The 26,170-nt window shown below is 70.5% G+C and carries 30 protein-coding genes; 20 read left to right on the top strand and 10 right to left on the bottom strand.

Annotated features, from left to right (window positions below; translation table 11 throughout):
* The first annotated feature begins 3 nt into the window (after positions 1–3).
* The 6 genes from ACIHFE_RS14670 (at position 4) to ACIHFE_RS14645 (ending at position 3,953) form a co-directional block, all read left to right on the top strand.
* Positions 4–180: a hypothetical protein gene (locus ACIHFE_RS14670; protein WP_400106351.1), complete on the top strand. Its 177-nt coding sequence runs from the start codon at positions 4–6 to the stop codon at positions 178–180.
* On the top strand, positions 177–410 hold the full coding sequence (locus ACIHFE_RS14665) for a hypothetical protein (protein WP_400106349.1): 234 nt from the start codon (positions 177–179) through the stop codon (positions 408–410). The genes ACIHFE_RS14670 and ACIHFE_RS14665 overlap by 4 nt, the downstream gene beginning before the upstream one ends.
* Before the next feature lie 148 nt (positions 411–558).
* A complete protein-coding gene (locus tag ACIHFE_RS14660) occupies positions 559–1,056 on the top strand; it encodes a hypothetical protein (protein WP_400106347.1) in 498 nt (165 codons plus the stop codon).
* A gap of 682 nt (positions 1,057–1,738) precedes the next feature.
* The gene (locus ACIHFE_RS14655; RefSeq protein WP_400106345.1) at positions 1,739–1,894 is read left to right on the top strand and encodes a hypothetical protein; all 156 of its coding nucleotides are present in this window, start codon (positions 1,739–1,741) and stop codon (positions 1,892–1,894) included.
* Between the two features lie 71 nt (positions 1,895–1,965).
* Positions 1,966–3,093 carry a methyltransferase domain-containing protein gene (locus ACIHFE_RS14650; RefSeq protein WP_400106343.1) on the top strand — a complete coding sequence of 376 codons (1,128 nt, stop codon included), beginning with the start codon at positions 1,966–1,968 and terminating at the stop codon, positions 3,091–3,093.
* A 284-nt stretch (positions 3,094–3,377) separates the two neighbouring features.
* Entirely contained in the window at positions 3,378–3,953 is a 576-nt protein-coding gene (locus tag ACIHFE_RS14645; RefSeq protein WP_400106341.1) for a hypothetical protein, read from the top strand.
* A 282-nt stretch (positions 3,954–4,235) separates the two neighbouring features.
* Here the strand turns inward: ACIHFE_RS14645 and ACIHFE_RS14640 are convergent, their stop codons facing one another.
* Positions 4,236–4,895, bottom strand: a complete 660-nt coding sequence (locus ACIHFE_RS14640) for a hypothetical protein (RefSeq protein ID WP_400106339.1) — start codon at positions 4,893–4,895, stop codon at positions 4,236–4,238.
* 634 nt (positions 4,896–5,529) lie between these two features.
* Between ACIHFE_RS14640 and ACIHFE_RS14635 the strand changes: the two genes are divergently transcribed.
* Entirely contained in the window at positions 5,530–6,135 is a 606-nt protein-coding gene (locus tag ACIHFE_RS14635; RefSeq protein ID WP_400106338.1) for a GPP34 family phosphoprotein, read from the top strand.
* Positions 6,136–6,153: 18 nt separating this feature from the next.
* On the opposite strand, the gene ACIHFE_RS14630 is transcribed toward ACIHFE_RS14635, so the two are convergent.
* Entirely contained in the window at positions 6,154–7,260 is a 1,107-nt protein-coding gene (locus ACIHFE_RS14630) for an alkene reductase (protein ID WP_400106336.1), read from the bottom strand.
* A 66-nt stretch (positions 7,261–7,326) separates the two neighbouring features.
* Here ACIHFE_RS14630 and ACIHFE_RS14625 point away from each other — a divergent pair, with 66 nt between their 5' ends.
* From ACIHFE_RS14625 to ACIHFE_RS14610, 4 genes are all read left to right on the top strand, one after another.
* A complete protein-coding gene (locus tag ACIHFE_RS14625; RefSeq protein WP_400106334.1) occupies positions 7,327–7,740 on the top strand; it encodes a MerR family transcriptional regulator in 414 nt (137 codons plus the stop codon).
* A 215-nt stretch (positions 7,741–7,955) separates the two neighbouring features.
* Entirely contained in the window at positions 7,956–9,389 is a 1,434-nt protein-coding gene (locus ACIHFE_RS14620) for a hypothetical protein (RefSeq protein ID WP_400106332.1), read from the top strand.
* A 31-nt stretch (positions 9,390–9,420) separates the two neighbouring features.
* A complete protein-coding gene (locus tag ACIHFE_RS14615; RefSeq protein WP_400106330.1) occupies positions 9,421–10,314 on the top strand; it encodes a YhjD/YihY/BrkB family envelope integrity protein in 894 nt (297 codons plus the stop codon).
* Entirely contained in the window at positions 10,311–10,937 is a 627-nt protein-coding gene (locus ACIHFE_RS14610) for a potassium channel family protein (protein ID WP_400106328.1), read from the top strand. Before ACIHFE_RS14615 ends, ACIHFE_RS14610 begins: the two co-directional genes overlap by 4 nt.
* Positions 10,938–10,944: 7 nt before the next feature.
* Here ACIHFE_RS14610 and ACIHFE_RS14605 read toward each other — a convergent pair whose 3' ends face one another.
* Positions 10,945–11,451 (bottom strand): hypothetical protein, encoded by a 507-nt coding sequence (locus ACIHFE_RS14605; protein ID WP_400106326.1) that lies wholly within the window; start codon positions 11,449–11,451, stop codon positions 10,945–10,947.
* A 224-nt stretch (positions 11,452–11,675) separates the two neighbouring features.
* Here ACIHFE_RS14605 and ACIHFE_RS14600 point away from each other — a divergent pair, with 224 nt between their 5' ends.
* On the top strand, positions 11,676–12,032 hold the full coding sequence (locus ACIHFE_RS14600) for a 5-carboxymethyl-2-hydroxymuconate Delta-isomerase (RefSeq protein WP_400106324.1): 357 nt from the start codon (positions 11,676–11,678) through the stop codon (positions 12,030–12,032).
* Between the two features lie 147 nt (positions 12,033–12,179).
* Here the strand turns inward: ACIHFE_RS14600 and ACIHFE_RS14595 are convergent, their stop codons facing one another.
* From ACIHFE_RS14595 to ACIHFE_RS14585, 3 genes are read right to left on the bottom strand one after another with little or no spacing between them, the layout of a single operon-like run.
* Complete coding sequence (locus ACIHFE_RS14595; RefSeq protein ID WP_400106322.1) at positions 12,180–12,971, bottom strand: ABC transporter permease; 792 nt, start codon at positions 12,969–12,971, stop codon at positions 12,180–12,182.
* Positions 12,968–13,930, bottom strand: a complete 963-nt coding sequence (locus tag ACIHFE_RS14590; protein ID WP_400106320.1) for an ATP-binding cassette domain-containing protein — start codon at positions 13,928–13,930, stop codon at positions 12,968–12,970. The genes ACIHFE_RS14595 and ACIHFE_RS14590 overlap by 4 nt, the downstream gene beginning before the upstream one ends.
* A gap of 31 nt (positions 13,931–13,961) precedes the next feature.
* The gene (locus ACIHFE_RS14585; RefSeq protein WP_400106318.1) at positions 13,962–14,648 is read right to left on the bottom strand and encodes a DUF4097 family beta strand repeat-containing protein; all 687 of its coding nucleotides are present in this window, start codon (positions 14,646–14,648) and stop codon (positions 13,962–13,964) included.
* Between the two features lie 232 nt (positions 14,649–14,880).
* On the opposite strand from ACIHFE_RS14585, the gene ACIHFE_RS14580 reads away from it, so the two are divergent.
* Entirely contained in the window at positions 14,881–15,591 is a 711-nt protein-coding gene (locus tag ACIHFE_RS14580) for a helix-turn-helix domain-containing protein (RefSeq protein ID WP_400106316.1), read from the top strand.
* A gap of 19 nt (positions 15,592–15,610) precedes the next feature.
* Here ACIHFE_RS14580 and ACIHFE_RS14575 read toward each other — a convergent pair whose 3' ends face one another.
* Both ACIHFE_RS14575 and ACIHFE_RS14570 read right to left on the bottom strand, forming a co-directional pair.
* Complete coding sequence (locus tag ACIHFE_RS14575; RefSeq protein WP_400106314.1) at positions 15,611–16,087, bottom strand: GNAT family N-acetyltransferase; 477 nt, start codon at positions 16,085–16,087, stop codon at positions 15,611–15,613.
* Between the two features lie 81 nt (positions 16,088–16,168).
* Positions 16,169–16,816, bottom strand: coding sequence for a GGDEF domain-containing protein (locus tag ACIHFE_RS14570; protein WP_400106312.1), 648 nt, complete (start codon positions 16,814–16,816; stop codon positions 16,169–16,171).
* A 497-nt stretch (positions 16,817–17,313) separates the two neighbouring features.
* Here ACIHFE_RS14570 and ACIHFE_RS14565 point away from each other — a divergent pair, with 497 nt between their 5' ends.
* The 5 genes from ACIHFE_RS14565 to ACIHFE_RS14545 all read left to right on the top strand — a co-directional run bounded on the left by ACIHFE_RS14565 (position 17,314) and on the right by ACIHFE_RS14545 (position 21,868).
* A complete protein-coding gene (locus ACIHFE_RS14565) occupies positions 17,314–17,682 on the top strand; it encodes a hypothetical protein (protein ID WP_400106310.1) in 369 nt (122 codons plus the stop codon).
* A gap of 159 nt (positions 17,683–17,841) precedes the next feature.
* Entirely contained in the window at positions 17,842–19,131 is a 1,290-nt protein-coding gene (locus ACIHFE_RS14560; RefSeq protein ID WP_400106308.1) for an OB-fold domain-containing protein, read from the top strand.
* On the top strand, positions 19,128–20,294 hold the full coding sequence (locus tag ACIHFE_RS14555; protein ID WP_400106306.1) for a lipid-transfer protein: 1,167 nt from the start codon (positions 19,128–19,130) through the stop codon (positions 20,292–20,294). The genes ACIHFE_RS14560 and ACIHFE_RS14555 overlap by 4 nt, the downstream gene beginning before the upstream one ends.
* Positions 20,295–20,348: 54 nt before the next feature.
* Positions 20,349–21,182, top strand: a complete 834-nt coding sequence (locus ACIHFE_RS14550; protein WP_400106304.1) for a glycoside hydrolase domain-containing protein — start codon at positions 20,349–20,351, stop codon at positions 21,180–21,182.
* Between the two features lie 155 nt (positions 21,183–21,337).
* Positions 21,338–21,868 carry a SigE family RNA polymerase sigma factor gene (locus tag ACIHFE_RS14545; RefSeq protein WP_400106302.1) on the top strand — a complete coding sequence of 177 codons (531 nt, stop codon included), beginning with the start codon at positions 21,338–21,340 and terminating at the stop codon, positions 21,866–21,868.
* Positions 21,869–21,913: 45 nt separating this feature from the next.
* On the opposite strand, the gene ACIHFE_RS14540 is transcribed toward ACIHFE_RS14545, so the two are convergent.
* Positions 21,914–22,291: a hypothetical protein gene (locus ACIHFE_RS14540; RefSeq protein ID WP_400106301.1), complete on the bottom strand. Its 378-nt coding sequence runs from the start codon at positions 22,289–22,291 to the stop codon at positions 21,914–21,916.
* Between the two features lie 229 nt (positions 22,292–22,520).
* Here ACIHFE_RS14540 and ACIHFE_RS14535 point away from each other — a divergent pair, with 229 nt between their 5' ends.
* Positions 22,521–24,176, top strand: coding sequence for a long-chain fatty acid--CoA ligase (locus tag ACIHFE_RS14535; RefSeq protein ID WP_400106299.1), 1,656 nt, complete (start codon positions 22,521–22,523; stop codon positions 24,174–24,176).
* 78 nt (positions 24,177–24,254) lie between these two features.
* Here ACIHFE_RS14535 and ACIHFE_RS14530 read toward each other — a convergent pair whose 3' ends face one another.
* Complete coding sequence (locus ACIHFE_RS14530) at positions 24,255–25,490, bottom strand: MFS transporter (RefSeq protein ID WP_400106297.1); 1,236 nt, start codon at positions 25,488–25,490, stop codon at positions 24,255–24,257.
* Between the two features lie 92 nt (positions 25,491–25,582).
* Here ACIHFE_RS14530 and ACIHFE_RS14525 point away from each other — a divergent pair, with 92 nt between their 5' ends.
* A complete protein-coding gene (locus tag ACIHFE_RS14525) occupies positions 25,583–26,164 on the top strand; it encodes a TetR family transcriptional regulator (RefSeq protein WP_400106295.1) in 582 nt (193 codons plus the stop codon).
* Positions 26,165–26,170: the final 6 nt, after the last annotated feature.

Raw genomic sequence — 26,170 nt, 5'->3', positions numbered from 1 at the left:
ACGATGACCAACAAGCGCAGCGAGGCCGAGCGGCAGCGCCGCCGGGAACTGTACGACACCACGGCCGGTGTCATATCGCCGCTTGATGATCTTGCGCTCGCCGTCGCGCTGGCGGAATTCGGTGCGCCCATCGCGTGGGACGAGCTGCTGAACCAGCCGCCCGGCGGTGATGCGGTGTGAACGCGACGGCGCGCGAGAACCTGCCCAAGATCGGCGAACTGCTGCACGACACCACCACGGACCGCGTTGGCGAATTCCGGGGCGCGACGGCCGGGCGATGGACTCTCCGCGCGCCGGGGAACGGCGGGGAGTGGCAGGCCGAGCCCGAGAGCATCGAGCCAGCAGGCACTTACGAACACATGCGAGCCGAGGCGGCGAAGCTCAACGCACGCAGGCGGAGGCTGCCGTGACGACTCCCAGGAAAATGCAGCAGTGCAGCCAGTGCGCCCGCCTCGCCGAAGAGGGGGCGGACGCCCGGAAGGTCGGTGACTACAGCAAGGCATCCGACATGGCCGTCTTGCTCCGTCGCCACCAGCATGCTCAGCACGGAGCCGCCACATGAACCGGCCCCGGCTCACGCTGCGCCTGGCCCTCACCCTCGGCGCCATCGAAGTCCGCCTACGCAAGCGGTTCCCTCAGCTCACATGGTGGCTCACCCCCAAGCCACGCCGTCCGAAAGCCGCCACCGAGCAAGAGGCCAGTTTTCCCCAGCCGCCAGGCTCCATCCACCCGGAAACCGTGGCCAAGTTCACCGCCGAGCTTGCCGCCTACTTCGCAGAGCACGGGAGCGACGAAGTGACCCGCTCGCGGTTCGCCTACCGCAACTGGACGATCAGCCCCGACCTTGAGCCCGACGCACCGCCCACCAAGCACAAGTTCCGCTGCTTGGGCGAGGACGACGACGGCAAGCCGTGCGGCGCCGAGTCCCAGGAGTACGCCGCCTTCGAGGACGCCCGCGGCTGGACGTTCGGGCACCTCAAGGACCAGCCTGAGCACACCAGTTACGAACAGGTCATGTGCCGGCCGTGGATGATGCGCCCCGGGGAGTTCCTATGACCACCCGGCTCACAACGACCCGTGCCTACTGGGCCGAGGTGGCCGCAGAAGGCCCGGTATACGGGACGGACACGAACGTGCGCAGCGTCCTCGGCACCCTGGCGACGCCCCATCTCGGACGGGCGATCCGATGGGTTCGACAGCAAGCCATACGCGTTGCTGACGGACTCGACCCCGACCCCGAGACCCCGTGGCGCGGCGCATTACGGGAAGTGGAGTGCGCGACCCTAAACGCCCTCGGTGACGCCCCCACGGCGTTACGGCAGTGGGCCGAGAGCGACGAAGCCCGTCAGGTGGCCTACGAGGCGCTGCGAGCTGGGGACCCGTTCAGCCTCACCACGGCCGACCACACCGGCCGGTACATCCTGACCGTCTGGCCCGTGAACGTGCCCGTATCCCGGGAGACACGCCCTTGGTGCCCAGCCGCAAACTCCCGCCCCGGCCACAACAGCCACAGGAAGCCCCGTCGCAAGGCGGGTGGGCTGCTCTCCAACCTGTGGCCGGGGCGGGCCCATCGAGCCCCCGACCGGCTGTCTGCGTGACGGTCGGCAGCCGGTCGGGTCAGCAAGCGCAACACCGCGTGGGGAGGTCCCACGTTCGAGTCACCCGGTAGAGGCCGTGTTCCGCAGGAGCACGCCTGACACCACGATGAAGGCTCAGCCTCTCTTAAGGAGGAGATGCAGTGACCATCCGATGGAGCACCCAGTTCGCCCAGGGCGGCGGACACGGCCAGGACCAGGGCGAGGGCGACGGCCACCCCGGCCAGCCCTGGCAGCCGACCGACGAGCCCCACCCGGACGGCTCCACGCCTCCCGGCGACGGGACGCACAAGAAGTGACTCGCTCTCCTGAGCAGGCGGGACGGCCCAGCCGTGAGGAGCTGGGCCGTCTCCTCCTCGAAGACGGTTCCATGACACCCGACTGGGCGCCGGCCTTCGACGCCGTACCCCGAGCCGCCTTCCTGCCCGATCTCATGTGGCCGCACTCCATGGCCACCGGCCGCAACGTGGCGGTGGACAAACGACAGGACCCCGAGAGGTGGCAGGAGTACGCCGACTCCAACGACCCGATCGTCACCCAGTGGGACGACGGTCGGCACGACGGCCCCGAGCCGGGGAAGTCGTTCAGCTCCTCGTCGTCCATGACGAGTCTGGTCTTCTCCATGCTGGCCGATCTCGGCGTGCAGTCCGGCCAGCGGGTGTTGGAGATCGGCAGCGGCACGGGGTGGAACGCCGCACTCCTCGCTCACCGTCTCGGGGCCGCGAACGTGGTCACCGTGGAGGTGGACGGCACGGTTGCCGCCCAGGCACAGAAGTCCCTGGACCGCTTCGGCCTCCCCGTCGAGGTGGTGCACGGTGACGGCTTTCTCGGGTACGCGAAGCGGGCCCCCTATGACCGCATCATCGCCACGTGCGGACTGCGGAAGGTGCCGTTTGCATGGGTGGAGCAGTCCGCCCCCGGAGCGGTGATCCTGGTCCCTTGGGGCACGTACTACGGGCCCGGCGAAGCCACGGCTCGGCTGGTGGTCGACGAGGACCGCCACAGCGCGTCGGGGCCGTTCACACGACCCGTGGCGTTCATGCGAATGCGGTCGCAGCGGTCCGTGTGGCCCCGGCACGACGAGTACGTGCCGGCGGGCGCCATGGATGCCGCCGACATCTCGTACACCTCCTTGACCGAGGAAGAGCTGTGCGGTGGGGCAGGCGGGTTCGATGTCGTCCCGTTCGCGCTGGGCCTTCGAGTGCCGGACGTGGCTCAGACTGCCGACCGCAAGCGGGACGGCAAGAGGGCTGTGTGGTTCTACGGGCTCTCCGACAAGTCCTGGGCGGTGGCCGTCTTCCGGGACGACCAGGAGCAGGCCAAGGTCTACCAGTCCGGCCCCCGGCGCCTCTGGAATGAGGCCGAAGCGGCACACCGTTGGTGGGTCGATCAGGGACGACCGGGGTTCCACCGCTTCGGACTGACCGTGTACCAGGACGGCGAATGGCCGTGGCTGGACACTCCGGACCACCTCGTACGGGACACCGATTCTCCGTAGTGGCCCGAGACCGGAGAAACCTCGCCCCACCGCGATGTGCGGGCGGGGTCTCTCGCGTGAGGTTGTGGTTGTTTGACGGCATGGCGTGGCGCTCAGAACCGGCGCCCGCTACCAGGGGGCGGCCGGTAGAGGCGGGGTGTAGATCATTTTGTAGTTCAGCGACAGTGTGCGCAGAGTTGCAGTGCCGTGGCGGGTGCGGATGGTCGGCCTGCTTGGCTTTGAGAAGGCGCTCTTCGCACAGGTGGGATCCGACGATCAGGAAGACGCTCGAATGGTTTGAATGGGTGAGCGACCGGAACCCCATGGCCAATGCTTCGTTGATCCCAGCGTCCAAGGATATGCCTTGGGCATACGTGATTACGCTGGAGGATTCCATGCATCTTGGTGCGAAGGCTACTCTGCTCAGCGCGGCGATCAGCGCACTGGCTATCTCCGGCGCAGGTAGCGCTCATGCCGTAGGTGGCGATTCCGGGGAGGGTAGGGCCCATGCCGGGGCAGCCCGGCACTTTGAAAAGATTCGTCACGTAGAGGGAGAGAAGTACGACCAAGCAAGTATTCCTACCCCCCTCGCTGTCGTGCCCCTGCCCGCGACCACATGCCCACCGGCGAACATCGGCAACGGCGGAGCGGGTGGCACGGGAGCCGGTGGTATCGGGAATGCCACCGGCCCCATCACCACGAACTGCACCATCAACATCAACCTGCCAGCTGGCATGTCCTCCACGGCAACGGAAACCCACGGTAAGTTCTTCGCTCGAAAGGAAAGGGAGCGGGGCAACGCCCGACACGATGAGTTCGGCGAGTCGGAGTTCCGAGGGGAGCACCACGAAGGCGGGCACTACGAGCACCATGAGGACTAGGCTCCCTTGGCCGGTGTGATGACGGACTCGGGGGTTCCTCCGTGGCACAGGAGGGGCGCCCCGGAGCCAGTGGACCAGGTGTGGACCACCGTTCCGGCGGTAGGTCGTCGTGACGGCCGTATCCGCAGGTAAAACGGCTGTAGCACGCTGCCCCCACAACCCTCTTGAAAACCGTCGTGGCAGCGATGTCACCGTGGGTTCAAATCCCACAGCCTCCGCACTGAAACGGCCCCCGACCGGGCAACTTGGTCGGGGGCCGCGGCATTCGCGCCTATGCGCGGATCACTTCCAGATCAGGCCCTTGTCCAGGGTGAAGGGGTCCCCCCAGTACTCGGCCGATGTGACCTTCACCGAGGCCGACGGGGCCAGGGACACCGCGCAGCCCTGGGCGACCTTGCCCGTGGTGAAGCCGCTCGGGAGCTCGGCGGTCTTGCACTTGGCGAAGTCGCCGATCACCAGGAGGTCCTGGGCGCCGGTGCCGTCCGGCAGCTGGCCCTTGATGTGGTCCACGGTGGTGAAGGACAGGTCGGAGGAACCGGTGTTCTTGACCGAGTAGCGGATGTAGAAGGGAACCTTGCCCTTCACCTGGTCGCCGAGGTTCAGCGAAGCCAGGTCAGCCGGGTCGCCCTGGTCGATCGAGGTGACGGTCAGGTCGATGGTGCCCTTCGACTTGCCGTAGGTGAACGGGACGTTGGCCGCCTGCCCGAGCTTGAAGGTCTGCCCGGGCTGCGCTTCGCCGCCGGTGGTGCCCGTGTTGGCGCCGGCGGCGCTCGACGGGTTGGCGTTCGCGCCGGTGGGTGCACTCGCGTTGGTGGAGGCGGAGGAGGACGAAGCGGGCTGGGCCGGCTTGTCCTCGGGGCCGCAGCCGGTGAGGGCGAGGGCGCCGACGGCCACCAGCCCGCTCAGTCTCCGGACGGTCTTGGCCGTGCTGATGGCGTTCATTGTGTGCTGTCCCCGTTGCTGTTGATCGTTGAATTGCCTGGGGACAGTACCGGGAGTTGATGGGGGGATGGATGGCGCAAAAGCGACCTCTTAGTGGTCTTCGCTTTCCTCTGTGGTGGAGATCACCTCGGTGAGGCAGGGGTCGTGCTCCCTGCTGCCTGGTGGCTGTCGCTGCGCGGTGGATGGATGGTGGCTGACCAGGGGGTATGTGGTGGTTGGGTGGTTGGGGTGAGTGTGTGTGGCCGTTGTGGGTGGTTGGGGTGGGCTGCCGGGGAGGATGGTTCAGCGGGTTTTGGCGGGCCTTCCTCGGGCCGGGCGTTCGAGGAAAAGGCTTGGCGGAGCTGGCTGAAATGAGTCGGTGCCCCGAGCCGAAGCCGGGTGCCGGCTTGGTGTGGGTGTCCATGAGCAGACCGCCTTGCGCCGGAGGTCGCGCGTTGCGACCACGGCCGAGTTGTAGCCGTAGCGTTCGCCGGCCGATCGCCTTGGGATATGGGTTGCCCGTCAACTTTTCGATCAGCGTGGCCACAATGTGCCCGTACAGGGTGCAGCGGACCTGCTCGCTCCTTAGGCTCGGGTACGAGAGGAGTCCTCTTCCGGCCGTCCCCGGCCGTCCCCGACGTGGAGCGAGCCCGCCATGACCACACCCCGGGACCTGTTGATCACCACCTTGGATGTGACGCCCAGCCGCCCCCTGGAGCGGGGCGAGATCTCGCTCGCGCTGGCCGGTGCGGAGCTGATCGACCTGCTGGCCGCCGAGGCCGTCACGCTGGACGAGGATCGGATCGTGCCCGGCCATGGGGCTGCACCCGAGGATCGGCTGCTGGCTCAGGCCGCGGCCTCGCTCGTCCGGGAGGAGCCGTATGAGTCGGTCGAGGACTGGCTCTGGCGCCGGGGCCACGATCTGGCCGCCGCCTATCTGGCCGCCTTGGCGGAGGACGGGCAGCTGACCCGGCAGGGGCATGGGTGGATGCCGTTCCGGGACGGACCGGCGGAGCCGGCCGATTCGCCGGGCCGGCGCAGGGCGGCGGACCGGTGGGCGGCGGAGGAGCCCGTCCTGGTCGCCCTGGCGACGGCCGTCGGGGTCCGGGCCCAAGGGGCGGGAGATGCTCCGGGTGTGGGTGATGACGCGGTGGAGGCGGTGCTGGCGGCGGTCAATGGCGCGCTGGTGGAGCTGGAGGGCGTACGGCAGCGGCGGACCATTGAGCGGGAGGCGTTCGACAACATCTGGCGGGCCCCCTGAGTGACTCGGTGAGACGGGCTATGCCGCGTCCAGGGTGGGGTAGTCGGTGTAGCCGGTCGCGCCGCCGACGTACATGGCGTACTTGTTCCGCACCGGGTTGAGCGGGGCCCCGATCCGCAGCCGTTCCACCAGGTCGGGGTTGGCGATAAAGGCGCGGCCGAGCGCGATCAGGTCGGCGCCGGCGGTCAGCAGGCGTTCGCCCGCCCCGCGGCCGCCGTCGGCGGGCAGCGGGCCGTCCTGGCCCAGTGCCGGGTTGGCGATCAGGGTGCCCGGCCAGCTTTTGCGGAGCTCCTGGAAGAGGGGCTGGTCCGGGTCGGCGAACACCAGGTGGAGGTAGGCCAGGCCGGTGTCGGCCAGGGCCTCGATGAGGGCGGGGTAGATGCGCGCGGTGTCGTCGCCCTCCTGGATGCCGTTGACGGTGTTTCCGGGGGATATCCGCAGTCCGACCCGCTCCGGGCCGATGGCCTCCGCCACCGCCCGGACCACCTCGACCACAAAGCGGATGCGGTGGGCGACGGGGCCGCCATAGGCGTCGGTGCGGTGGTTGGTGTTCGGGGCGAGGAACTGGTGGAGCAGATGCCCATTGGCCGAATGCACCTCCACGCCCTCGAAGCCCGCCGCCACCGCGTTGCGGGCGGCCGTGGCGAAGTCGGCCACCGTGGTGTGGATGTCGTCGGGCGTCATCTCCCGTGGTACCACGGAGGCTTGGCGCCCGCTGGGGGTGTGGATCGTCTCCGGCAGCGGGATGGCCGACGGGGCGACGGGCACCAGCCCGCTGTTGTCCGGGTGCCCGACCCGGCCTCCGTGCTGCAGCTGGAGGAACATCCGGCCACCGGCCGCGCGTACCGCGTCGGTTACCCGGCGCCAGCCGGCCACCTGGGCCGGGTTATGGACACCGGGGATGTTGGGGTAGGTCTGCCCCACGGCGTTCGGTGTGGTGCCCTCGGCGATGATCAGGCCCGCGGAGGCCCGCTGGGCGTAGTAGGTGGCCATCATCGGTCCGGGGACGCCGTCGGCCCCGGCGCGGTTGCGGGTCAGCGGGGCCATCACCAGCCCATTGGGCAGGGAGAGCGGGCCGAGGCGGGCGGGGTGGAGGAGGCGGGATTCCTTGGATGCGTTCGTCATGCCGGTACGGTAGAAGTTGACACCGATGTCAGATTCAAGTGCCGTACGGCAGAGGCGGGGTGGGGGATGCGGATCGGTGAACTGGCGCAGCGCAGTGGAGTGAGCGAGCGTTCGCTGCGCTACTACGAACAGCAGGGGCTGCTGCGTTCCGAGCGCACGTCCGGTGGCCACCGTACCTATGAGGAGTGGGCGGTGGACCGGGTCATCCGGGTCCAGGCGCTCTACGCGGCCGGGCTGAACAGCAAGAAGATCGCCGAGCTGCTGCCCTGTATGCGGGACGAGGACGGCGGGCCCAATGCGGCCACCACCTTCCGGCTGGTCGATGAGCTGGTCTCGGAACGGGACCGCATCAACGCGTTGATCGCCGACCTGGTGCGGTCCCGGGTGGTGCTGGAGGAGGCCATCGAGACCGTCTCGGCCGGCCTGCTCGCCGACACCGCCCGGGGTTCCGGCGCGGTGGCCGTGCCGGTCGGCGGCTGACGCCCGGGCGAGGGTGCCAACGTCCCTCGCGCGTAACCCCGTTGAGGCTCGGCGCGCCGCGGCATGGCGTGCGGCGCGGTGTCCCGCCACCGCCCGGTCGGCGCAGCCCAGCTCGCCTTCGGGCGGCGCGCGGGTTTGACTGACGGCTGACGGACAGTCGAGCCACCTCACCCTGTGATGGCGAGGCGCGGACGGGACGACGCGGAGAGGACGACATGTCGTCCAGTGACGAGGGAGACAAGGGAGGCGGGCCCCCCGAAGGCGGGACCCCCGAAGGCGGGCCCCCCGAAGGCGGGACCCCCGATGAACTGCGAAGGCTGAGCGAGCGGTTGGCCCGGCTGGAGGCCGCTTCGGGCGGTCCGGGCGGTGGAGTCGGTACGTCCGGCACGGCTGGTGCGGCACCGGGCGCCCACCACCGGGCGCTGCGCAACGCCGCCGCGGTGGTGCTGATCGTCATCGCCTCGGTGCTGGCCATGCCCGCCGTGCTGGCGGTGTGGGCGCATGACCAGGTGGCGAACACCGACCGCTATGTGGCCACGGTGGCGCCGCTGGCCGGCAACCCCGCCGTACAGGACGCCGCGGCCAACCGGATCGCCGGCACCGTGGTGGCCAAGGCCGACGTTCCGGCGCTGGTGGGCCAGCTGTCCAAGGCGGCCTCCGAACAGGGGGTGCCGCCCCGGGCCGCCGACCTGATCCACCGGCTCGGCGGGCCGATCGAGAAGGGCCTGACCAGCCTGGTGCGTGAGGCGGCGCACCGGGTGGTGGCCGGCAAGCAGTTCGCCACCATCTGGGTCGCGGTCAACCGCGCCGCCCACAACGCCTTCGAGAAGGCGCTGAGCGGCCGGGGCGGCGGTCCCTTGGCGATCCATGGCGACCAGGTGACCGTGGACCTGGCGCCGGCGGTGGAGAAGGTCAAGCAACGGCTGGTGGACGCCGGGCTGGACGTCGCGGGCCGCATCCCCCAGGTGCACACGGACTTCGTCGTCTTCGACTCCCCGGACCTGGCCAAATACAAGACGTGGTTCCGGCTGCTGGGGCTGGCCGGTGACTGGCTGCCGCTGATCACGGTGGTGATCGCCGCGATCGGCGTGCTGCTGTCCACCGGCCGGCGCAGGGCGCTGATCGGGGCGGCGCTGGGCGTGGTGGCGGCCATGCTGGTGCTCGGGGTCGCGCTGGCCGTCTTCCGCACCTTCTACCTGGACCATCTCCCGACCGGTGTCTCGTCCGGGGCGGCCGCCGCGGTCTATGACGCACTGGTGCGCTTTCTGCGGGAGGCGGTACGGGCGGTGGGGGTGCTGGCGGCGGCGGTGGCGATCGGGGCCTTCCTCATCGGGCCCTCGCGGGTGGCGGTGACACTGCGCACCGCGTGCCGCAGCGGGATCGTCGCGGTGCGGGGTGTCGCGGAGTCGGCCGGTTTCCGGGCCGGCCCGGCCGAGCGGTTCACCCGGCGGTTCCGGCGCCCGATCGGGGTGGCGATCCTGCTGGTCGCCGCGTTGGTGTTCGCGTTCTGGGCGCACCCGACCGCGATGGTGGTGTTCTGGTTCGTGGTGGTCGTGCTGGGGGCGTTCGGCATCCGCGAGTTCCTCGCCCCGGGCCCGGAACGGGGAGCGGGAGCGGGTGGCGGAGCCGCGCCGGGTCACGGCCCATGACGGCGGCACGCGGCACCACGGAGCAGGTGCCATGACAGACCACGGCCCCCGGCGCTTCCAGCGCCCCGGGCACCGTCCGCACCCCGCCCACCGCTGGCGGCAGCGTGAGCACCCCCGGCTGACCGCCCTGGACCACAAGCGGCGCACGGCCGTCGAACACTTCCGGGCGGGCGAGGCCAACACCCTGTGGACCCGGCTCACCGCGGTCGACTTCTTCGGCAACTCCTTCCAGCTGGCGGCCCTGGCGATCCTCTGCTTCTTCCCGTTGCTCATCGTGATCAGCACCGCCGCGGACCGCAGCACCGCCACCGTGATCGCCGGCTGGCTGGGCCTGGACCACCAGGCGGCCAAGGCCGTGGCGACCCTCTTCAACTCGGGCCACAACTCCAGTGGGCTCACGGCGGTGAGCGTGGTGATGCTGGTGTTCGCGGCCATGACCGTCGCCGGGACCCTGCAGGGCTGGTACCAGAAGGTGTTCGCGGTCTCGGTGCACGGCTGGCGGCTGCTGGCGGTACGGCTGGTCTGGCTGGCCTCGCTCCTCGCCTACAGCGTCGCGCACGCCGTCGCCGGCCGGGCGCTGAGCAAGGCCGGTGGCCCGGTGCTCCAGTTCCTCGCCGGTCTGGTGCTGGCCACGCTGTTCTGGTGGTGGAGCATGACGGTGCTGCTGGCGGGGACGGTGCCCGGGCGGCGGCTCTTCCCGGCGGCGCTGGTCACGGCGGTGTGCTGGATGGGGCTGGGCGTCTTCTCCGCGCTCTACTTCTCCGCGGCGATCGTGACCAATGAACGGCGGTACGGCCCCATCGGCGTGGTCATGGTCATCCTGTCCTGGGTGGTGGCGGTGGGGGTGGTCATCCACCTGGGCTCGGTCGTCGGCTGCCGCTATCTGGAACGCCGGCACCCCATGGCCGGCCGGGAGCCGCCGTGAGACGGCAGCGGGCACGGGAGCGGCGGGCACGGGAGCGGCGGGCACGGGAGCGGTGGCAACGGGAGCGGCGGCGGTGGGCGGCCGAAGCCGGGCGGCGCGGTACGGGGCTACGGGCGGCGCTGCGCCCGCTGTTCACCGTGACCGGACTGGTGCTGGCCTACTATCTGCTGCCCCTCGACGAGCGGTTCCGGGGCGGTACGGCCGTCAGCCTGGTCCTCGGGCTCCTCGGGGTGCTGCTGCTCTTCCTCCGGCAGTGCCATTCGATCGGCTACTCCGAGACGCCCCGGCTGCGGGCGGTGGAGGCGCTCGCCACCGTGGTGCCGCTGTTCCTGCTGCTGTTCGGCGCCGTCTACTTCCTGCTGGACCGCAATGAGCCCGGCAGCTTCAACAGCGCGCTCAGCCGTACCTCCGCGCTGTACTTCACCCTCACCGTGTTCAGCACGGTCGGCTTCGGCGACATCGTTCCGCACTCGGACACCGCCCGGATCGCCACCATGGTGCAGATGGTGGCCGACCTTCTGTTCCTCGGGGTGGCCGCCCGGGTGGTGGTCGGCGCGGTGGAGACGGGCCTGCGTCGCCGGGACGCCGACGAGTCCTCGCCGGACGCGTCCGACGACGCGTGAGACCAGGTCAGTTGCCCGGCAGCTGGGTCATCTCGGTGATGCCGGTGTTCCAGCCCTTGTCGACGATGTCATAGGCGTTGGCGTAACAGGGGCCGTGCGGCGTGGTCTTGGCGTGGTGCCAGCACTCGGACAGCTTGGCGTTCCCGGAGTTCACATCGGACTCGGTGAGGTCACCCTGGTTGTTGAGCAGCCGGATCCTGGGCGAGCCCTCGTGCGCCAGATGGGAGCGGCCCTTCTCGGAGGTGCCCTGCCACGTGATCCCGTTGGCGCCGCAGACCGGCTTCGCCCCGTGGTACTCGATCTCACCGCTCTCGGCACTCCGGGAATCCACGATGACCAGCTTGTGGCCCGGCCGCGCGGTGGGGCAGTCCTGGGCCGAGCCGGTCCGCGCGGGTGCGGCGGACTTGGTGGCGTGGTCCGTGTCGGCGGAGGATTTGTCAGGTCCGCAGGCGGTGAGGGAAAGCGCGGCGGCGCAGGCCATCAGGGCGATGACCGGGGTCTTGCGAAGTGACACGAGGGTTCTCCCGTTGGTGGTGCGCAACGATCAGCCGTGATCGTTGAGTGTCATGATCATTGCAGGAGTGTCCGGGTGTCCGGGGTGCCTGTCCCGGCCTCCTGTGGCCTTGCGGCCCGATCGTGACCGTCGTGACAGCGGTGACACATGTGGGGCGGGGGAGGAAGGATGGCGGCGAAAACGAACCGCAATCCGCAGTCCGTAATCCGCAACCGGAGGCTTTGATGCCGCACATCACCGTGGACTACTCCGACGCCGTCGCCGGCACCCTCGATCGCCGGGCCTTCGCCCAGGAGCTGCATCCGCTGCTCGCCGAGCTGATCAGCACGTCCGCCAGTTCCTGCAAGACGCGCTTCCGGCGGGTGGAGGAGGCGGTGATCGCCGACGGCGCGCCCGGGAACGAGCTGATACATGTCGAGGTGGCCATCCTGGCCGGGCGCAGCGCGGAGCTGAAGGCGCAAGTGGCGGCCGCGGTAGTTGAGTTGACGCACAAGCATGCTGCGGCGGCGGACGGTGCGGTGGTGCACGTGTCGGTGGAGGTGCGCGATCTGAGCCCCGCGTATGACAAGCGCGTCGGCTGATCGCCCTTGGCGCCGGCGGTGCCCTGGGGATGCGGCGTCGTTTCCGCCTGCGGCCCGGGTCCCGAGAGCGCCGGCAGGGCGGCGTACCGGGGTACGCCGCCCTGAAGCGGGACGAGTTGCGGGAGGCAGCCCGCGCTGTCACGGCCCTCACTTCGGGTCGTTGCTGAACTTCGAGGTCGTCCAGAAGTAGCCGAGCACCGCGAGGCCGACGCACCAGGCGACCGCGAGCCAGCCGTTGTTGCCGATGTGGGTGCCGAGCAGCAGGCCGCGCAGGGTCTCGATGGCCGGGGTGAACGGCTGGTACTCGGCGATCGGCCGGAACCAGCCCGGCATCGCGTCGAGGGGGACGAAGGCGCTGGAGAGCAGCGGCAGCAGGATCAGGGGCATGGCGTTGTTGCCGGCGGCCTCGGCGTTCGGGCTGACCAGGCCCATGCCGACCGCGATCCAGGTGAGCGCCAGGGCGAAGAGCACCAGCAGTCCGAATGCCGCCAGCCAGTCCAGGGCCGTGGCGTTGTGGGACCGGAAGCCGATGGCCACGCCGACGGCGCCGACCAGGACCACGCTGGCGATCGACTGCAGCACGCTGCTGATGACATGTCCGATGAGCACCGAGCCACGGTGGATCGCCAGGGTGCGGAAGCGGGCCATGATGCCCTCGGTCATGTCATTGCAGACGGAGACCGCGGTGCCGACCACCGTGCTGCCGATGGTCATCAGCAGGAGTCCCGGGACGATATAGGCGATGTACTTGGCGCGGTCCGGGTGGCCGCCGCCGATGCCCGCGCTCATGGTGTCGCCGAAGACATAGACGAAGAGCAGCAACATCATGATCGGCGTGAGCAGCAGGTTCAGCGTCATCGACGGGTAGCGCCGGGCGTGCAGGAGGTTGCGGCGCAGCATGGTGCGGGAGTCGCGGACGGCGAGGGCGAGGGAGCTCATCGGACGGTCTCCTTGGGCTGGTTGGGGACGCCGGCGCCGCCGGTCAGGGCGAAGAAGACGTCGTCGAGGTCGGGGGTGTGCACGGTCAGCTCGTCGGCCTCGATGCCGGCCGAGTCCAGCCAGTCGAGGATGGAGCGCAGCTCGCGCTGGCTGCCGTCGCTGGGGATCTGCAGCGCCAGCGCCTCGTCGTCCCGGGTGACCTCGCGCAGCGCGGCGGCGGCGTTCCGGTAGGCGGCCGGGTCGGTGAAGCGGAGCCGGATGTGTCCGCCGGGGATGAGCCGCTTGAGTTCCTCGGCGCTTCCTTCCGCGGCGATCTTGCCGTCATTGAGCACGGCGATGCGGTCGGCCAGTTGGTCGGCTTCCTCCAGGTACTGGGTGGTGAGGAAGACGGTGACACCGTCGGAGACCAGCTCGCGGATGATCTGCCACATGTTGTGGCGGGAGCGCGGGTCGAGGCCGGTGGTCGGCTCGTCGAGGAAGATGATCCGTGGGTTGCCGACCAGGGTCATGGCGATGTCCAGGCGGCGCTTCATACCGCCGGAGTAGGTGGAGGCGGGCTTCTTCGCGGCCTCGGTGAGGTCGAAGCGCTCCAGCAGTTCGGCGGTGACCTGCCGCCGCTCGCGCTTGGCGAGGTGGTGCAGGTCGGCCATGAGGAGCATGTTCTCCTCGCCGGTGATCAGGCCGTCGACGGCGGAGAACTGCCCGGTGACGCCAATCGCGGCGCGCACGGCCTGTGGGTCGGTGGCGAGGTCATGGCCGCCGATGTGGATCCGGCCGCTGGCGGGGTCGGGGGAGACAAGGGTGGAGAGGATCTTCACGGCGGTGGTCTTGCCGGCGCCGTTCGGGCCGAGCAGGGAGAAGATCGTCCCTTCCGGCACGGCCAGGTCGACGCCGTCGAGGACGGTCTTGTCGCCGTAGGACTTGCGCAGCCCGTCCGCCGCGATGGCCAGGTTGGTCATGAGAGGTACTCCTTCTTCTGCCGGCTGCGGGTTACAGGCTGCGGGCGGTGATGTCGCCGTTGGGGGTGGTGGCGCGGATGTTGAGTCCGGCGGTGCCGTCGTTCTTGAGGGCGTTGCTGATGCGGCCGCAGGCGGTGCCGGCGTCCAGGGTGGCCGAGGCGCCGGCGGCGGCACCGATCTCGATGTCGCCGGAGTGGGTGCTGAGCACGACCGCGCCGCGCACGGCCTCGGTGATCCGGATGTCGCCCCGTGCGGTGCTGATCTCCGCGGGGCCGTTGAGCCGGCCGATCTCGACGGCGCCGTCGATCGCGGTGAGGCGGACGCTCTCGGCCTCGTCGATCTTGATCTGGCGGTAGGCGCCTTCGAAGGTGATGTCGCCGAGGCGGCCGACGCCGCGGAGCTCGCAGCAGGCGGTCCTGGCGTCGAGGCGGGAGCCGGCGGGCAGCTGGACGGTGATCTCCAGGGAGCCGGAGGAGCCGAAGAGCTGGTTCTTGGGCTCGGGGTTGTGGATCCGCAGGACGCCGTCGGCGTAGGAGACGGTGGTCTGCTCAGCGGCCTGGACATCGCGGCGCTTGCCGGCGTTGGCCGGCAGGACCTCGACGGTGGTGTCGGCGCGGTCGGCGGCGATCAGCTGGATGCGTCCGGCGGGGATGTCCAGGACCACGGAGATCGGGGCGGTGGTGTCGAACTTCTGCGCGGTGTTCTGGGTCTTCTGCATCGCGGGCTCCTTGGGCTCGTCGTTTCCGATGAAGGAAAAGCTACGTTGCGTTCAGGGATCCGGCAACAAGTTCGTTGCGTGGAATTGCTGTTTACGCAGGTCAAAGCAAGGAAATCGTTGCAACGGATTGGAAGGTAATGCAACAAGGGTCCCGGGCATCGTTGCAATGGACTGGCGGTGAACGCTATTCTGGAGACATCGGGAGCCGCGAAGGACCGCAAAGGAGACCGCAATGCCGGGAGGCAGACTCACCCAGCAGGAACGCCAGCAGATCGCGCTGGGGCTGGCCGACGGCCTTGCCTACGCCGAGATCGCCAGGCGCCTCGACCGCCCGACCTCGACCATCACCCGCGAGGTGATGCGCAACGGCGGCCCCACCGCCTACCGCGCCGACCTCGCCCACCGCGCCACCGAACGCCGCGCCCACCGCCGCAAGCAGGCCGCGCCCCAGGACCCGACGGCGCCCTCGCAGCTGCACGGCCGCGATGCCGCGGCGGTGCAGGAGTACGAGGAGACGTTCACCACCGTCCTGATGCAGACGGGTACGCCCAAGATGATGTCCCGGGTGATGGCTTGCCTCATGATCAGTGATACCGGCAGTCTCACCGCGTCCGAACTCGTCCAGCGTCTCCAGGTCAGCCCGGCGTCCATTTCCAAGGCGGTCGCGTTCCTGGAGAGTCAGGGCCTGGTCCGCCGGGAACGCGACGAACGCCGCCGCGAGCGCTATGTCATCGACGACGACGTCTGGTACCAGTCCATGATCGCCAGCGCCCGCGGCACCGCCCACCTCGCCGAAACCGCACGCCAGGGCGTCGGCGTCCTCGGCCCCGACACCCCGGCCGCCGTCCGCCTGGAGAATGTCGCCCGCTTCCTGGACTTCGTCACCGAGAGCATCACCCGCGCCGCGGACCAGGCCCGCGAGGTCCTCCACGCCAAACGCTGATGTCGCGCCGGCCGGTGGTTCAGCGCCCCTGACGGGGCGTCCACCCCAGCCGGAGATCCGGCAGCCTCTCCATGTTGCGGCTGCCGTCATCCATGTCGAGCACCATGAATCCATGGTGGGCGTAGAACGCCCGCGCCTCCGTGTTCCGGGCGAAGACATGGAGCGTGAGCCCGTCCGGACTGGCCCGCTTGGCCTCGTCCAGGAGCAGCGTGCCCAGGCCGCGGCGGCGGAACTCGGGGCCGAGATAGAGCTGTTCGAGGACGTCGCCGGCCAGGGCCGCATAGCCGGCGATCTCGCCGCCGCACTCCACCACCCAGGTCCGGCACTCCCGCAGCACTATGGTGCGGAACCAGCGGATCACCTGCTCCAACGGCCGGGTCTGCGGCGGCAGATAGGGCATGGCCGCCCGGCGGGAGGCCAGATGGATGCGGGCCAGCACGGGCGCGTCCGCCGAAGTGGCGTACCGGATCAGGGGATTGACGGGTGACGGGTCCACAGCGGTGAGCGTAGGCGCGGCGGGCCGGAACCGCGAGCGGTGGTGGCTCCGGCCCGCCGGCGGTCCGGCCGTGCCCGGCACCTATGACGCGCTCCGCCGCACCGACGGCAGCAGGGTCAGATGCGCCCGCCGGACGGCGGCCGCGCCCTGGGCCAGCTCCGGGTCGGCGGGCCGCCAGTGGTGGCCGTGCCGCTTGGCGGCGTACATGGCCTCGTCCGCCCCGCGCAGCAGGTCGGACAGGCTCGCCCCGGGCCGCTGCGCCGAGCGGCACAGGCCGATGGAGGCGCGGGGCGCCAGGGTCACGCCCCCGGCGTCCAGCGGGGCGGAGAGGAAGGCGGAGAGCCCATAGGTCAGTTCGGCGTCCAGATCGGTGTCCGGGGCCAGCCGCACCAGGGCGGAGAACTCGTCGCCGCCCAGCCGGGCGGCGAAACCGCCGTGCGTCCCGCACCAGGCGGCCAGCCGGCGGCCGACGGCGGCCAGTACCCGGTCCCCGGCCGCATGGCCATGGGTGTCATTGATCTGCTTGAAGCCATTGAGGTCCAGGAGCAGCACCGCCGCATGCGGATGCCGGATGCCGCGCAGCGCCCGGGTGGTGAACTCCTCGCGGCCCATCAGCCCGGTCAGCGGGTCGGTGCGGGCGGCACGCAGCCGGCGGGCCAGGACGAGGGCGTGGGTGGCCCAGCCGACGGTCGGAGCGGCGATGGGCAGAGCCTGGAGTATGAGGTTCATCGGGACCTTCCTGTGCGATCGCCGTGCAGGGGTGGGTCGCGGCCCGTACCGCGGCGGCCGGTCGTGTTCTCGCGTGCCGCAGGGGTGTTCGGCCGCGCGACCGGGCCCGGAATCCGGGCGGTCAATGCAGGAGGTCCCCCGAATCACCGCCAGGTCAGCGGTGGTGGGGCGTGGGAAATCCCATGGCATCGGCGGTGGCCGGCCGGTTGTGCTCGCCAATGGGACGGCTGGTGCCGGGAGTTCATGCTGAAACGATTCATGAGGCGGGGCGCATGGGGTTCGGGGGTGGTGTGGGGGGCCCGGTGGCGGTGCTCAGTGAGTGATGGGGGTATATCAAGGTTTATCCAGTGATGGTCATGCTTGCGAGCGAATGGGGAGTAGCTGGGGGTTCGGTGGAGATTCGGTGGGCAAATCTGGACTCGCGACGTCGATCCAACGCCGGTCGGTCGGCCAACCACCCGGCACAGACGAGTAGTTCACGTTCCTGGAGGAAAGACATGGCAAGCACCCGCACTGCCGCCCGTGTACTCGCCGCCGCAGCCGCCGTCCCGGTGGCGGCCGTGCTCCTCACGGGTGTGGCCCAGGCCGACGACGGCCACCACGGCCAGCGGGCGTCCCACGGCTCCAACGCGGCCGTCGCGGAGGTCGTGGGGAGCGGCGTCGGCGGCAGCAACCACGGCAACGCCAGCACCACGGAGCAGGTGGCCACCGGCAGCAGCGCCACCAACCAGGCCAACACCGCCAACGTCAACGACCCCTACGGGTACGGCCGCACGGCGATCTACCAGGAGAATGTGAAGATCGTCTTCACCAGCATCCACGACGAGCACGACAACCGCTTCTACAACGCGCACGACTACCGCTGAGCGCGGCGGCCGCCCGGGGGGTCTGTGGCGGCCGGGGGGACGGTGACACCGATTCGGTGATGGACAGGGTCTGAAGAACGACCGCGCGGCGGCACCCCGGTGCCGTCGCGCGGTCGTTTCCCTTGACGCGACCTCGGAGTTGACGCACAGTCAGAAACCGTGTCGGAAACCGCGAGCAGCGACCTCGACCGGCGGCTCAGGGCCTACCAGGGCAGGGCGGCCGGCGGTGGCACCGGCAAGGACCCGGTCAACGCGCCCATGATCAGGCACTGGTGCGAGGTCATCGGCGACCGCAACCCCGTCTGCGCGGGCAAGGAGCCGCTCGCCCCGCCCGCCATGCTCCAGGTGTGGACGATGGCCGGGCTGTCCGGCGGCCCGGGCGGCACCGGCGCCTATGCGGAACTGACCGCGCTGCTGGCCGAGTCGGGCTGTACGGCCGTGGTGGCCACCGACTGCGAGCAGGAGTATCTGCGGCCGCTGCGCCCCGGTGAGGTGATCACCTTTGAGTCGGTGATCGAGTCGGTCTCGCCGCGCAAGCGGACCAGGCTGGGCGCCGGTCACTTTGTCACCACCGTGATGGAGATCCGGGCGGACGGTGTGCCGGCCGGGCGGCACCGCTTCCGGGTGCTGCGGTACACGCCCGGGGCCCCGCCCGCGAAGCCGGCCGCGCCCCGGCCGGAGCGGCCGCGCCCGGTGGTCAACCGGGACAACGCCGGGTTCTGGGACGGCGTCGCCGAGCGGCGGCTGCTGATCCAGCGCTGTACGGACTGCGAGCGGCTGCGCTTTCCCTGGCTGCCGGGCTGCGCCGGCTGCGGTTCGCCGCGGTGGACCACGGTGGACTCGGCCGGCACCGGCACCGTCCACTCCTTTGTGGTGATGCACCACCCGCCTTTCCCGGCCTTTGATCCGCCCTATGCGGTGGGGCTGATCGAACTCGCCGAAGGGGTGCGGATGATCAGCAATGTGGTGGGGGTGGAACCCGGCCGGATCACCGTGGGCATGCCGGTGCGGCTGGAATTCCTCGATGCCGGAGAGGGCCAACTGCTGCCGGTGTTCCGGGCGGTGGAGCCGGGCCGCCGGCTGCTGCCGCCGCTGGTGGTGCCCGTCACCCGCACCTTGATCATCGCGGGCGCGCTGGCCTGCCGGGACTACCAGGACGTCCACCATGACCCGGAGGCCGCCCGGGCCAAGGGCGCCCCCGACATCTTTATGAACATCCTGACCACCTATGGCCTGGTGGGCCGCTATGTGGCGGAGAACTTCGGGCCCGGGGCGGTCATCGAGAGGATGGCGATCCGGCTGGGCGTGCCCAACTACCCCGGTGATGTCCTGACGTTGACCGGCTCGGTGGCGGACCGGGGGGAGCTGAGCGAGGTGGCCGTCACCGGGGTCAATGCGCTGGGCCGCCATGTCATGGGGACGGTCACCCTCCGGGAGGCCGGCCGATGAGCATCCATGGGCGCGACCGGCTGGGCGGGCGGGCGGCCATCGCCGGGATCGGCGCCACCGAGTTCTCCAAGGACTCGGGGCGCAGCGAACTGGCCCTGGCGGCCGAGGCGGTACGGGCCGCGCTGGCGGACGCCGGGCTGGCGCCCGGGGACGTGGACGGCCTGGTCACCTTCACCATGGACACCAGCCCGGAGATCACCCTGGCCCAGGCCGTGGGCATCGGTGAGCTGTCCTTCTTCTCCCGGGTGCACTACGGCGGTGGGGCCGCCTGCGCGGTGGTCCAGCAGGCCGCGCTGGCGGTGGCCACCGGGATCGCCGAGGTGGTGGTCTGCTACCGGGCCTTCAATGAGCGCTCCGGCCGCCGCTTCGGCGCGGGCGCCCAGCGGCACCAGCCCTCGGCGGAGGGGGTGGCGCTGGGCTGGGTGCTGCCCTTCGGGCTGCTCACCCCGGCCTCCTGGGTGGCCATGACCGCCCGTCGCTATCTGCATGTCCACGGCCTGGGGCCGGAGGTCTTCGGGCAGGTCGCGGTCGGCTGCCGCCGGTACGCGGCCACCAATCCGGCCGCGTACTTCCACGGCCGGCCGCTCACCCTGGCCGAGCACGCCGCCTCCCGGTGGATCGCCGAGCCGCTGCGGCTGCTGGACTGCTGCCAGGAGACCGACGGCGGGCTGGCGTTGGTGGTCACCTCGCCGGAGCGGGCCCGTGACCTGCCGCATCCCCCGGCGGTGATCCGGGCCGCGGCCCAAGGCGCCGGGCGGGCCCAGGAGATGATGACCGGCTTCTACCGGGAGGACATCGCCTCGCTGCCCGAACTGGGGGTGGTGGGGAGGCAGTTGTGGCGGGGCGCCGGACTGGGGCCACAGGATATCCAGGTCGCCATCCTTTATGACCACTTCACACCATTTGTTCTGATGCAGTTGGAGGAGCTGGGCTTCTGCGGGCCGGGCGAGGGCCCGGAGTTCATGGCCGCGGACGCCCTGCCGCTGAACACCCATGGCGGTCAGCTGGGCGAGGCATATCTGCATGGGATGAACGGGATCGCCGAAGCGGTACGGCAGTTGCGCGGTACTGCGGTGAACCAAGTTGCTGGAGCGGCGAATGTGCTGGTCACCGCAGGAACCGGAGTTCCCACGTCCGGGCTGCTTCTCGGCGCAGACGGATGAACCGAGGGCGTGTCATCGGCGGGAAAGCGGCCCGGGCCCCCTTGACTTCGCGGTATGGACCGACGGAGAAAGATCATCGGATATCTCGTCGCCCTGATGGCGGCCCTGGCCCAGCTCCCCGCGGCATACGCACCGGCCACGGCGGCCGCGCCCGGGCCGCGGGCGGTGCGGGCCACCGTCTTCAAGGGCCGGGGATTCGACACCTGTGAGGCGCCGCCGCTGACCACCCTGCGCGCCTGGGGCAGCTCGCAGTACCGGGCCGTCGGCGTCTACTTCGGCGGCCGCGCCCGCGCCTGCACCCGTCAGCGCTATCTGAGCTACGACTGGCTGACCGGCGCCCGCGACCTGGGCTGGAAGGTGCTGCCACTGTTCGTCGGCTCCCAGTCGCCCTGTGTGAAGGCGGCCAACAAGCGGGGCTTCACCATCGGTTCCTTTCCCGAGGACCAGGGTGAGGACGAGGGGGACGAAGCGGTGCGCAAGGCGAGTGCGCTGGGCATCGCCCAGGGCAGCGCGATCTACCTGGACATGGAGGCGTACGACATCAAGGACGACAACTGCGCCGGCACCACCCTGGCCTTCGTCCAGTCCTGGAGCGACACGGTCTACCGGCGCGGCTATGTCCCCGGCTTCTACAGCAGCGCCGAGTCCGGCGTACGGCATATGGAGCTGGCCCGCCGGGCCGGCGCGGACTCGCTGCCGGAGATCATGTGGTTCGCCCGCTGGAAGGTGAGCCCCTCCACGGACAAGGAGCGCAGCCTGTCCACCGGCGCCTGGCAGCCGCACCGCCGGATCCACCAGTACGCGGGGGACGTCAGCGAGACCCATGGCGGGCGGAAGCTGACCATTGACCGCAATCTGATCGACGCCCCGGTCGCCGTGATCGAGTGAGCCATGGTGACCGGGCGGGCCTTCGCGCCCGGCGGATGAGAGGGGCTACCCCTCCAGGAGGTGGGGACAGCCCGACCACTACGACCTGAGGGGGACCGCTCTTCGGCACCTCCGGCCGATCCGCGGGGCACCGGGCCGCTCCTAGCGTTGAAGGCATGACCACGACCGTGTGCCCCAGCGCATCCACTGCCGTGTACCCGTCGTTCGCCAGCTATGTACGGGCACGGGGCCCGGTGCTGCAGCGCACCGCCCGCTCGCTCACCGCCAACCCGTGTGATGCCGAGGACCTGCTGCAGACCGCGCTCACCAAGACCTACCTGGCCTGGGAGCGGATCGAGGACCACCGGGCCCTGGACGGCTATGTCCGCCGGGCGCTGGTCAACACCCGGACCTCGCAGTGGCGCAAGCGCCGGGTCGAGGAGTACCCCTACGAGGAGTTGCCGGAGCGGGAGGACAGCCCGGTCGCGGACCCGGCGGAGACCCAGGCGCTGCGGGACGCCATGTGGCGCGCGGTCCACCGGCTGCCGGACCGGCAGCGGGCCATGGTCGTCCTCAGGTATTACGAGGACCTCTCCGAGGCGCAGACCGCGGAGCTGATGGGGGTGTCCATCGGCACCGTCAAGAGCGCGGTCTCCCGGGCGCTCGGCAAGCTGCGCGAGGACCCGGAGCTGGCTCCGGCGGCCTGACCGGCGGAGTGCGGACGGCGGCGGGGGCCGCCCGCACCCATGGGATCAGTAGGTGTTCGAGTAGATGTTGAGGCCCGTCCAGTCGCCGTTCTGGATGGAGTTCACCCACTCGTCCTGGCTGCCGAGGAACTTGCCGCCGGAGGCGCCGCAGTTGGAGTCGGCCCACTTGGCGAGGCGGGTGTAGTCCCGCCACCACCAGCCGTTGAGGTAGGTCACCCGGTGGGGAGTGGCCAGGCAGTAGGTCGCGGGCGCGCCCTTCTGGTCCTGGCCGATGATCTTCACCGAGTTGACCTTGCCGGTGAAGTCCTCGATGAAGATCTGCTGGCCGTTGTTGCCGGCGAAGGCCTGGCCGCCGGTGCCGAGGACGCCGGCGAGGGCCAGGGCGCCGGAGGCCACGGCCGTGCCGAGGGTGCGCTTGCGCATGGGTGTTCCCCCCTGGGAAGAAAACGATCAGAAAAAGTTGATCAAGAAACGTTCATGATCGTACATGCTTGCGAGTCATTGTGAAATGGCCTGCGCTCACGGCCGGTTCGCCACCTCCATCGCGGTAGAGGTAGTGACTTACCAGCGGAAACGGCACCAGAATCACCTGGGAGCGACCTCGCGCAACGAGCGACCTTCGCGTAATGAATGCCGGATGGGGAGGCCCCTGGTGCAGAGCACGATGCAGGACGTACCGCTGACGGTTACCCGTCTGCTGGCCCATGGGGCGGTGGTGCACGGGCGTTCGCAGATCGTCACCTGGACCGGCGAGGGTGCCCCGCAGCGGCGCTCCTTCGCCGAGGCCGGGGCGCGCGCCGTCCGGCTGGCGCACGCGCTGCGCGGGCTGGGAGTCGGCGAGGGGGAGCCGGTCGGCACCCTGATGTGGAACAACGCCGAGCACCTGGAGGCGTACTTCGCCATCCCGGCGATGGGCGCCGTGCTGCACACCCTCAACCTCCGGCTGCCCCCGGAGCAGCTGGCCTGGATCATCGGGCACGCCGGGGACCGGGTGATCGTGGTCAATGGCTCGCTGCTGCCGCTGCTGGCACCGCTGCTGCCGCACCTGGACCCGGTGCGGCATGTGATCGTCTCCGGCCCGGGCGACCGCTCGCTGCTGGCCGGCTGCCGTCCCGAGGTGCACGAGTACGAGGAGCTGCTGGCGGCCCAGACCGCCGAGCGCTACCCCTGGCCGGAGGTGGACGAGCGGCAGGCGGCCGCCCTCTGCTACACCTCCGGGACCACGGGTGACCCCAAGGGCGTGGTCTACAGCCACCGTTCGATCTATCTGCACTCCATGGAGGTCAACTCGGCGACCTCCTTCGGCCTGAAGCCGGGCGAGATCTGTATGCCCGTGGTGCCGATGTTCCATGTCAACGCCTGGGGGCTGCCGCACGCGGCCTTTATGTCCGGCGCCTCGCTGCTGATGCCGGACCGCTTTCTGCAGCCGGCGCCGCTGGCCGACATGATCGAACAGGAGCGCCCCACCTTCACGGCCGGGGTGCCGACCATCTGGCAGGGGCTGCTGGCCGAGCTGGACGCCCGGCCCCGGGATGTCTCCTCGCTCCAGGTGGTGGTCAGCGGGGGCTCCGCCTGCCCGCCCTCGCTGATGAAGGACTTCGAGGACCGGCACGGGCTGCGGGTGGTGCAGGCCTGGGGGATGACCGAGACCTCCCCGCTGGGCGCACTGGCCTTCCCGCCGCCCGGGCTGGACGCGGCGGAGGCCTGGCCGTACCGGGTCAGCCAGGGCCGCCTGCCGGCCTCGGTGGAGGCCCGGCTGTCCGGCCCGGACGGCCAACTCCTGCCCTGGGACGGGAAGTCGGCGGGCGAGCTGGAGGTGCGCGGCCCCTGGATCGCCGCCGCGTATTACGGTGGCGCGGACCATGAACCGGTCCGCCCCGAGGACAAGTTCAGCCCCGATGGCTGGCTGCGCACCGGCGATGTGGGCACCATCAGCCCCGACGGCTATCTGACCATCACCGACCGGGCCAAGGACGTCATCAAGTCCGGTGGTGAGTGGATCTCCTCGGTGGAGCTGGAGAACCATCTGATGGCCCACCCCGAGGTGGCGGAGGCGGCGGTGGTGGCTGTCCCCGACGAGAAGTGGGGCGAACGCCCGCTGGCCGCCGTGGTGTTGCGGGACGGCTCCGAGCTGACCTGCCAGGAGCTGCACGCCTTCCTGGGCTCGCGGGTGGCGCGCTGGCAGCTGCCGGAGCGGTGGGTGCGGATGCCGGTGGTACCGAAGACGTCGGTGGGGAAGTTCGATAAGAAGGTACTGCGGAGGCGGTACGCCGAGGGCGAGTTGGAGGTTGTGGTGCTCGCTCGTTGAGTTGCCGGGTGCGGCGCCGTTGGCGTCCGTCCGTCCGTGGACGCGGACGGGCGGCAACGGCGCCGCACCCGGCCGCGCTCAGCCCCGCGCGCCCGCGACCGGCCGCAGCCACCCCAGCAGCCCGACCCCCACACATACGCACGCGATGGCACACACCCCGTCCCAGCCCCAGGCGGCGAACGCCGGCCCGGCCAGCGCCGAGGCGCCGGCCCCGAACACAAAGGCCGAGCCCACATAGGCCGTGTTGGCCGTGGACGGGGTGTCCGTCGCCGCCAACGCCCGCGTCTGATTGGCCACTTGACCGGCCACGAAGCCGGCGTGGATGAGCACCGCGGCCACGCACAGCGCCCACAACTGCCGCCCGCCCAGCCAGAACAGCGGCACCGACACCATCACCAGCACATACCCCGCGGCCAGCACCCGCCCCGTCCCGAAGCGGTCGATGAACACCCCGCAGACCGGCGCCGCCACCGTGGAGGCCAGCCCGAACAGGCCGAACAGCCCGGCGGTGCCGGTGGACAGGTGGTACGGGCCGGACGGCGCGGTCAGCAGCAGCGTCACCGCCGTCCACAGCGCGCTCCAGGCGCCGAACAGCCCGCCCTGCCGTAGGCAGGCGGCGCGCAGCACGGGTGAGGAGAGCAGCAGACCGGGCAGCGCGGCGACCGCCCGCAGCGGGTGGGAGGCGCGGCGCGGCCGGGTCTCCGGCGGCAGCAGCGCGGTGGTCAGCAGGCCCACCCCGACCGTCAGCACGGCCGCGCCCCAGAAGACCGCGCGCCAGCCGAAGGCCTGGCCGGCCAGCCCGCCCAGCACCCGGGCCGCCACCCCGCCGGTGAACAGCCCGGCCACCACCGCGGAGACATGGCGCGCCCGCCGCTCGGCCGGGGCGCGCTCGGCGACCAGCGGCACCAGCAGCTGGGGCACCACGGTGGCGGCACAGGCCACCAGAACGGCCGCCGCCAGCGCCGGCAGCCCGGGTGCCAGCGCGGCCGCCACCAGCGCCACCCCGGTCACCACCGAGAGCACGGCCACCAGTCGCCGCCGGTTGGCGGTGTCGCCCAGCGGGGCGAAGAACAGCAGCCCCAGCGCATAGCCGAGCTGCGCCACCGAGGCCACCCAGCCCGCGCCGGAGGCGGGTATGCCGAAGCCGCGGGCGATCAGGGTGAGCAGCGGGATGGCCAGATAGATATTGGCGGCGGTGACCGCCGTGCACAGGGCGATGATGCCCAGCGGCACACCGGCGGACGGCTCCGGCCGCTCGGCTGCGGACGAGGGCGTGGTGCTGCGCGGCACACGCGTCGCGGACGGGGAAGTCATGGAAGGCGGCTCCTAACCAACTGGTTGGTTGAGATCTTGTGATCTTTCCGCCCCTGCTGTCAACCAAATAGTTGGTTGGCTACCATGCCGCCATGGCAGCACCCCGGGATCCCGAAGCGACCAAGGCCCGCATCTTCGCCGCGGCCACCGCAGAGTTCGCCGCGCACGGCATCGCCGGCGCCCGTATCGACCGCATCGCACGCGAGGCCAAGGCCAACAAGCAGCTGATCTACGCCTACTTCGGGAACAAGGCGGAGCTGTTCTCCCAGGTCCTGGAGAAGCGGCTGACCCAGCTGGCGGTGGACATCCCGGTCGACGCGGACGACCTGGACGGCTGGCTCGACCGGCTGATGGACTACCACCGGGCCAACCCCGAGCTGATCCGGCTGATGTACTGGGAGGGCCTGGAGTACGGCGCCGGCGCCTTCCCGCACGAGGAGGAGCGCAGAAAGCACTACGACCGGAAGGTGGCGGCCTTCGCCGAGGCGCAGCAGAAGGGCGCCATCAGCTCCGACATTCCCCCGGCCGACCTGCTCTTTATGCTGCTCGCCCTGGTCTCCTGGCCGACCGTGCAGCCGCATATGCGGCGGGTGGTGACCGGAGACACCGAGGAGGACCGCGAACGGCTGCGCTCCTCGGTGCGGATGGCCGCGCACCGGATGACCAGGCGCTGACCCGTG

Source organism: Streptomyces sp. NPDC052396 (assembly GCF_044593195.1).
Classification (GTDB): Bacteria; Actinomycetota; Actinomycetes; order Streptomycetales; family Streptomycetaceae; genus Streptomyces.
Note: the sequence above shows the minus strand (reverse complement) of the source record. Positions and strands in the feature narration are given on the sequence as shown.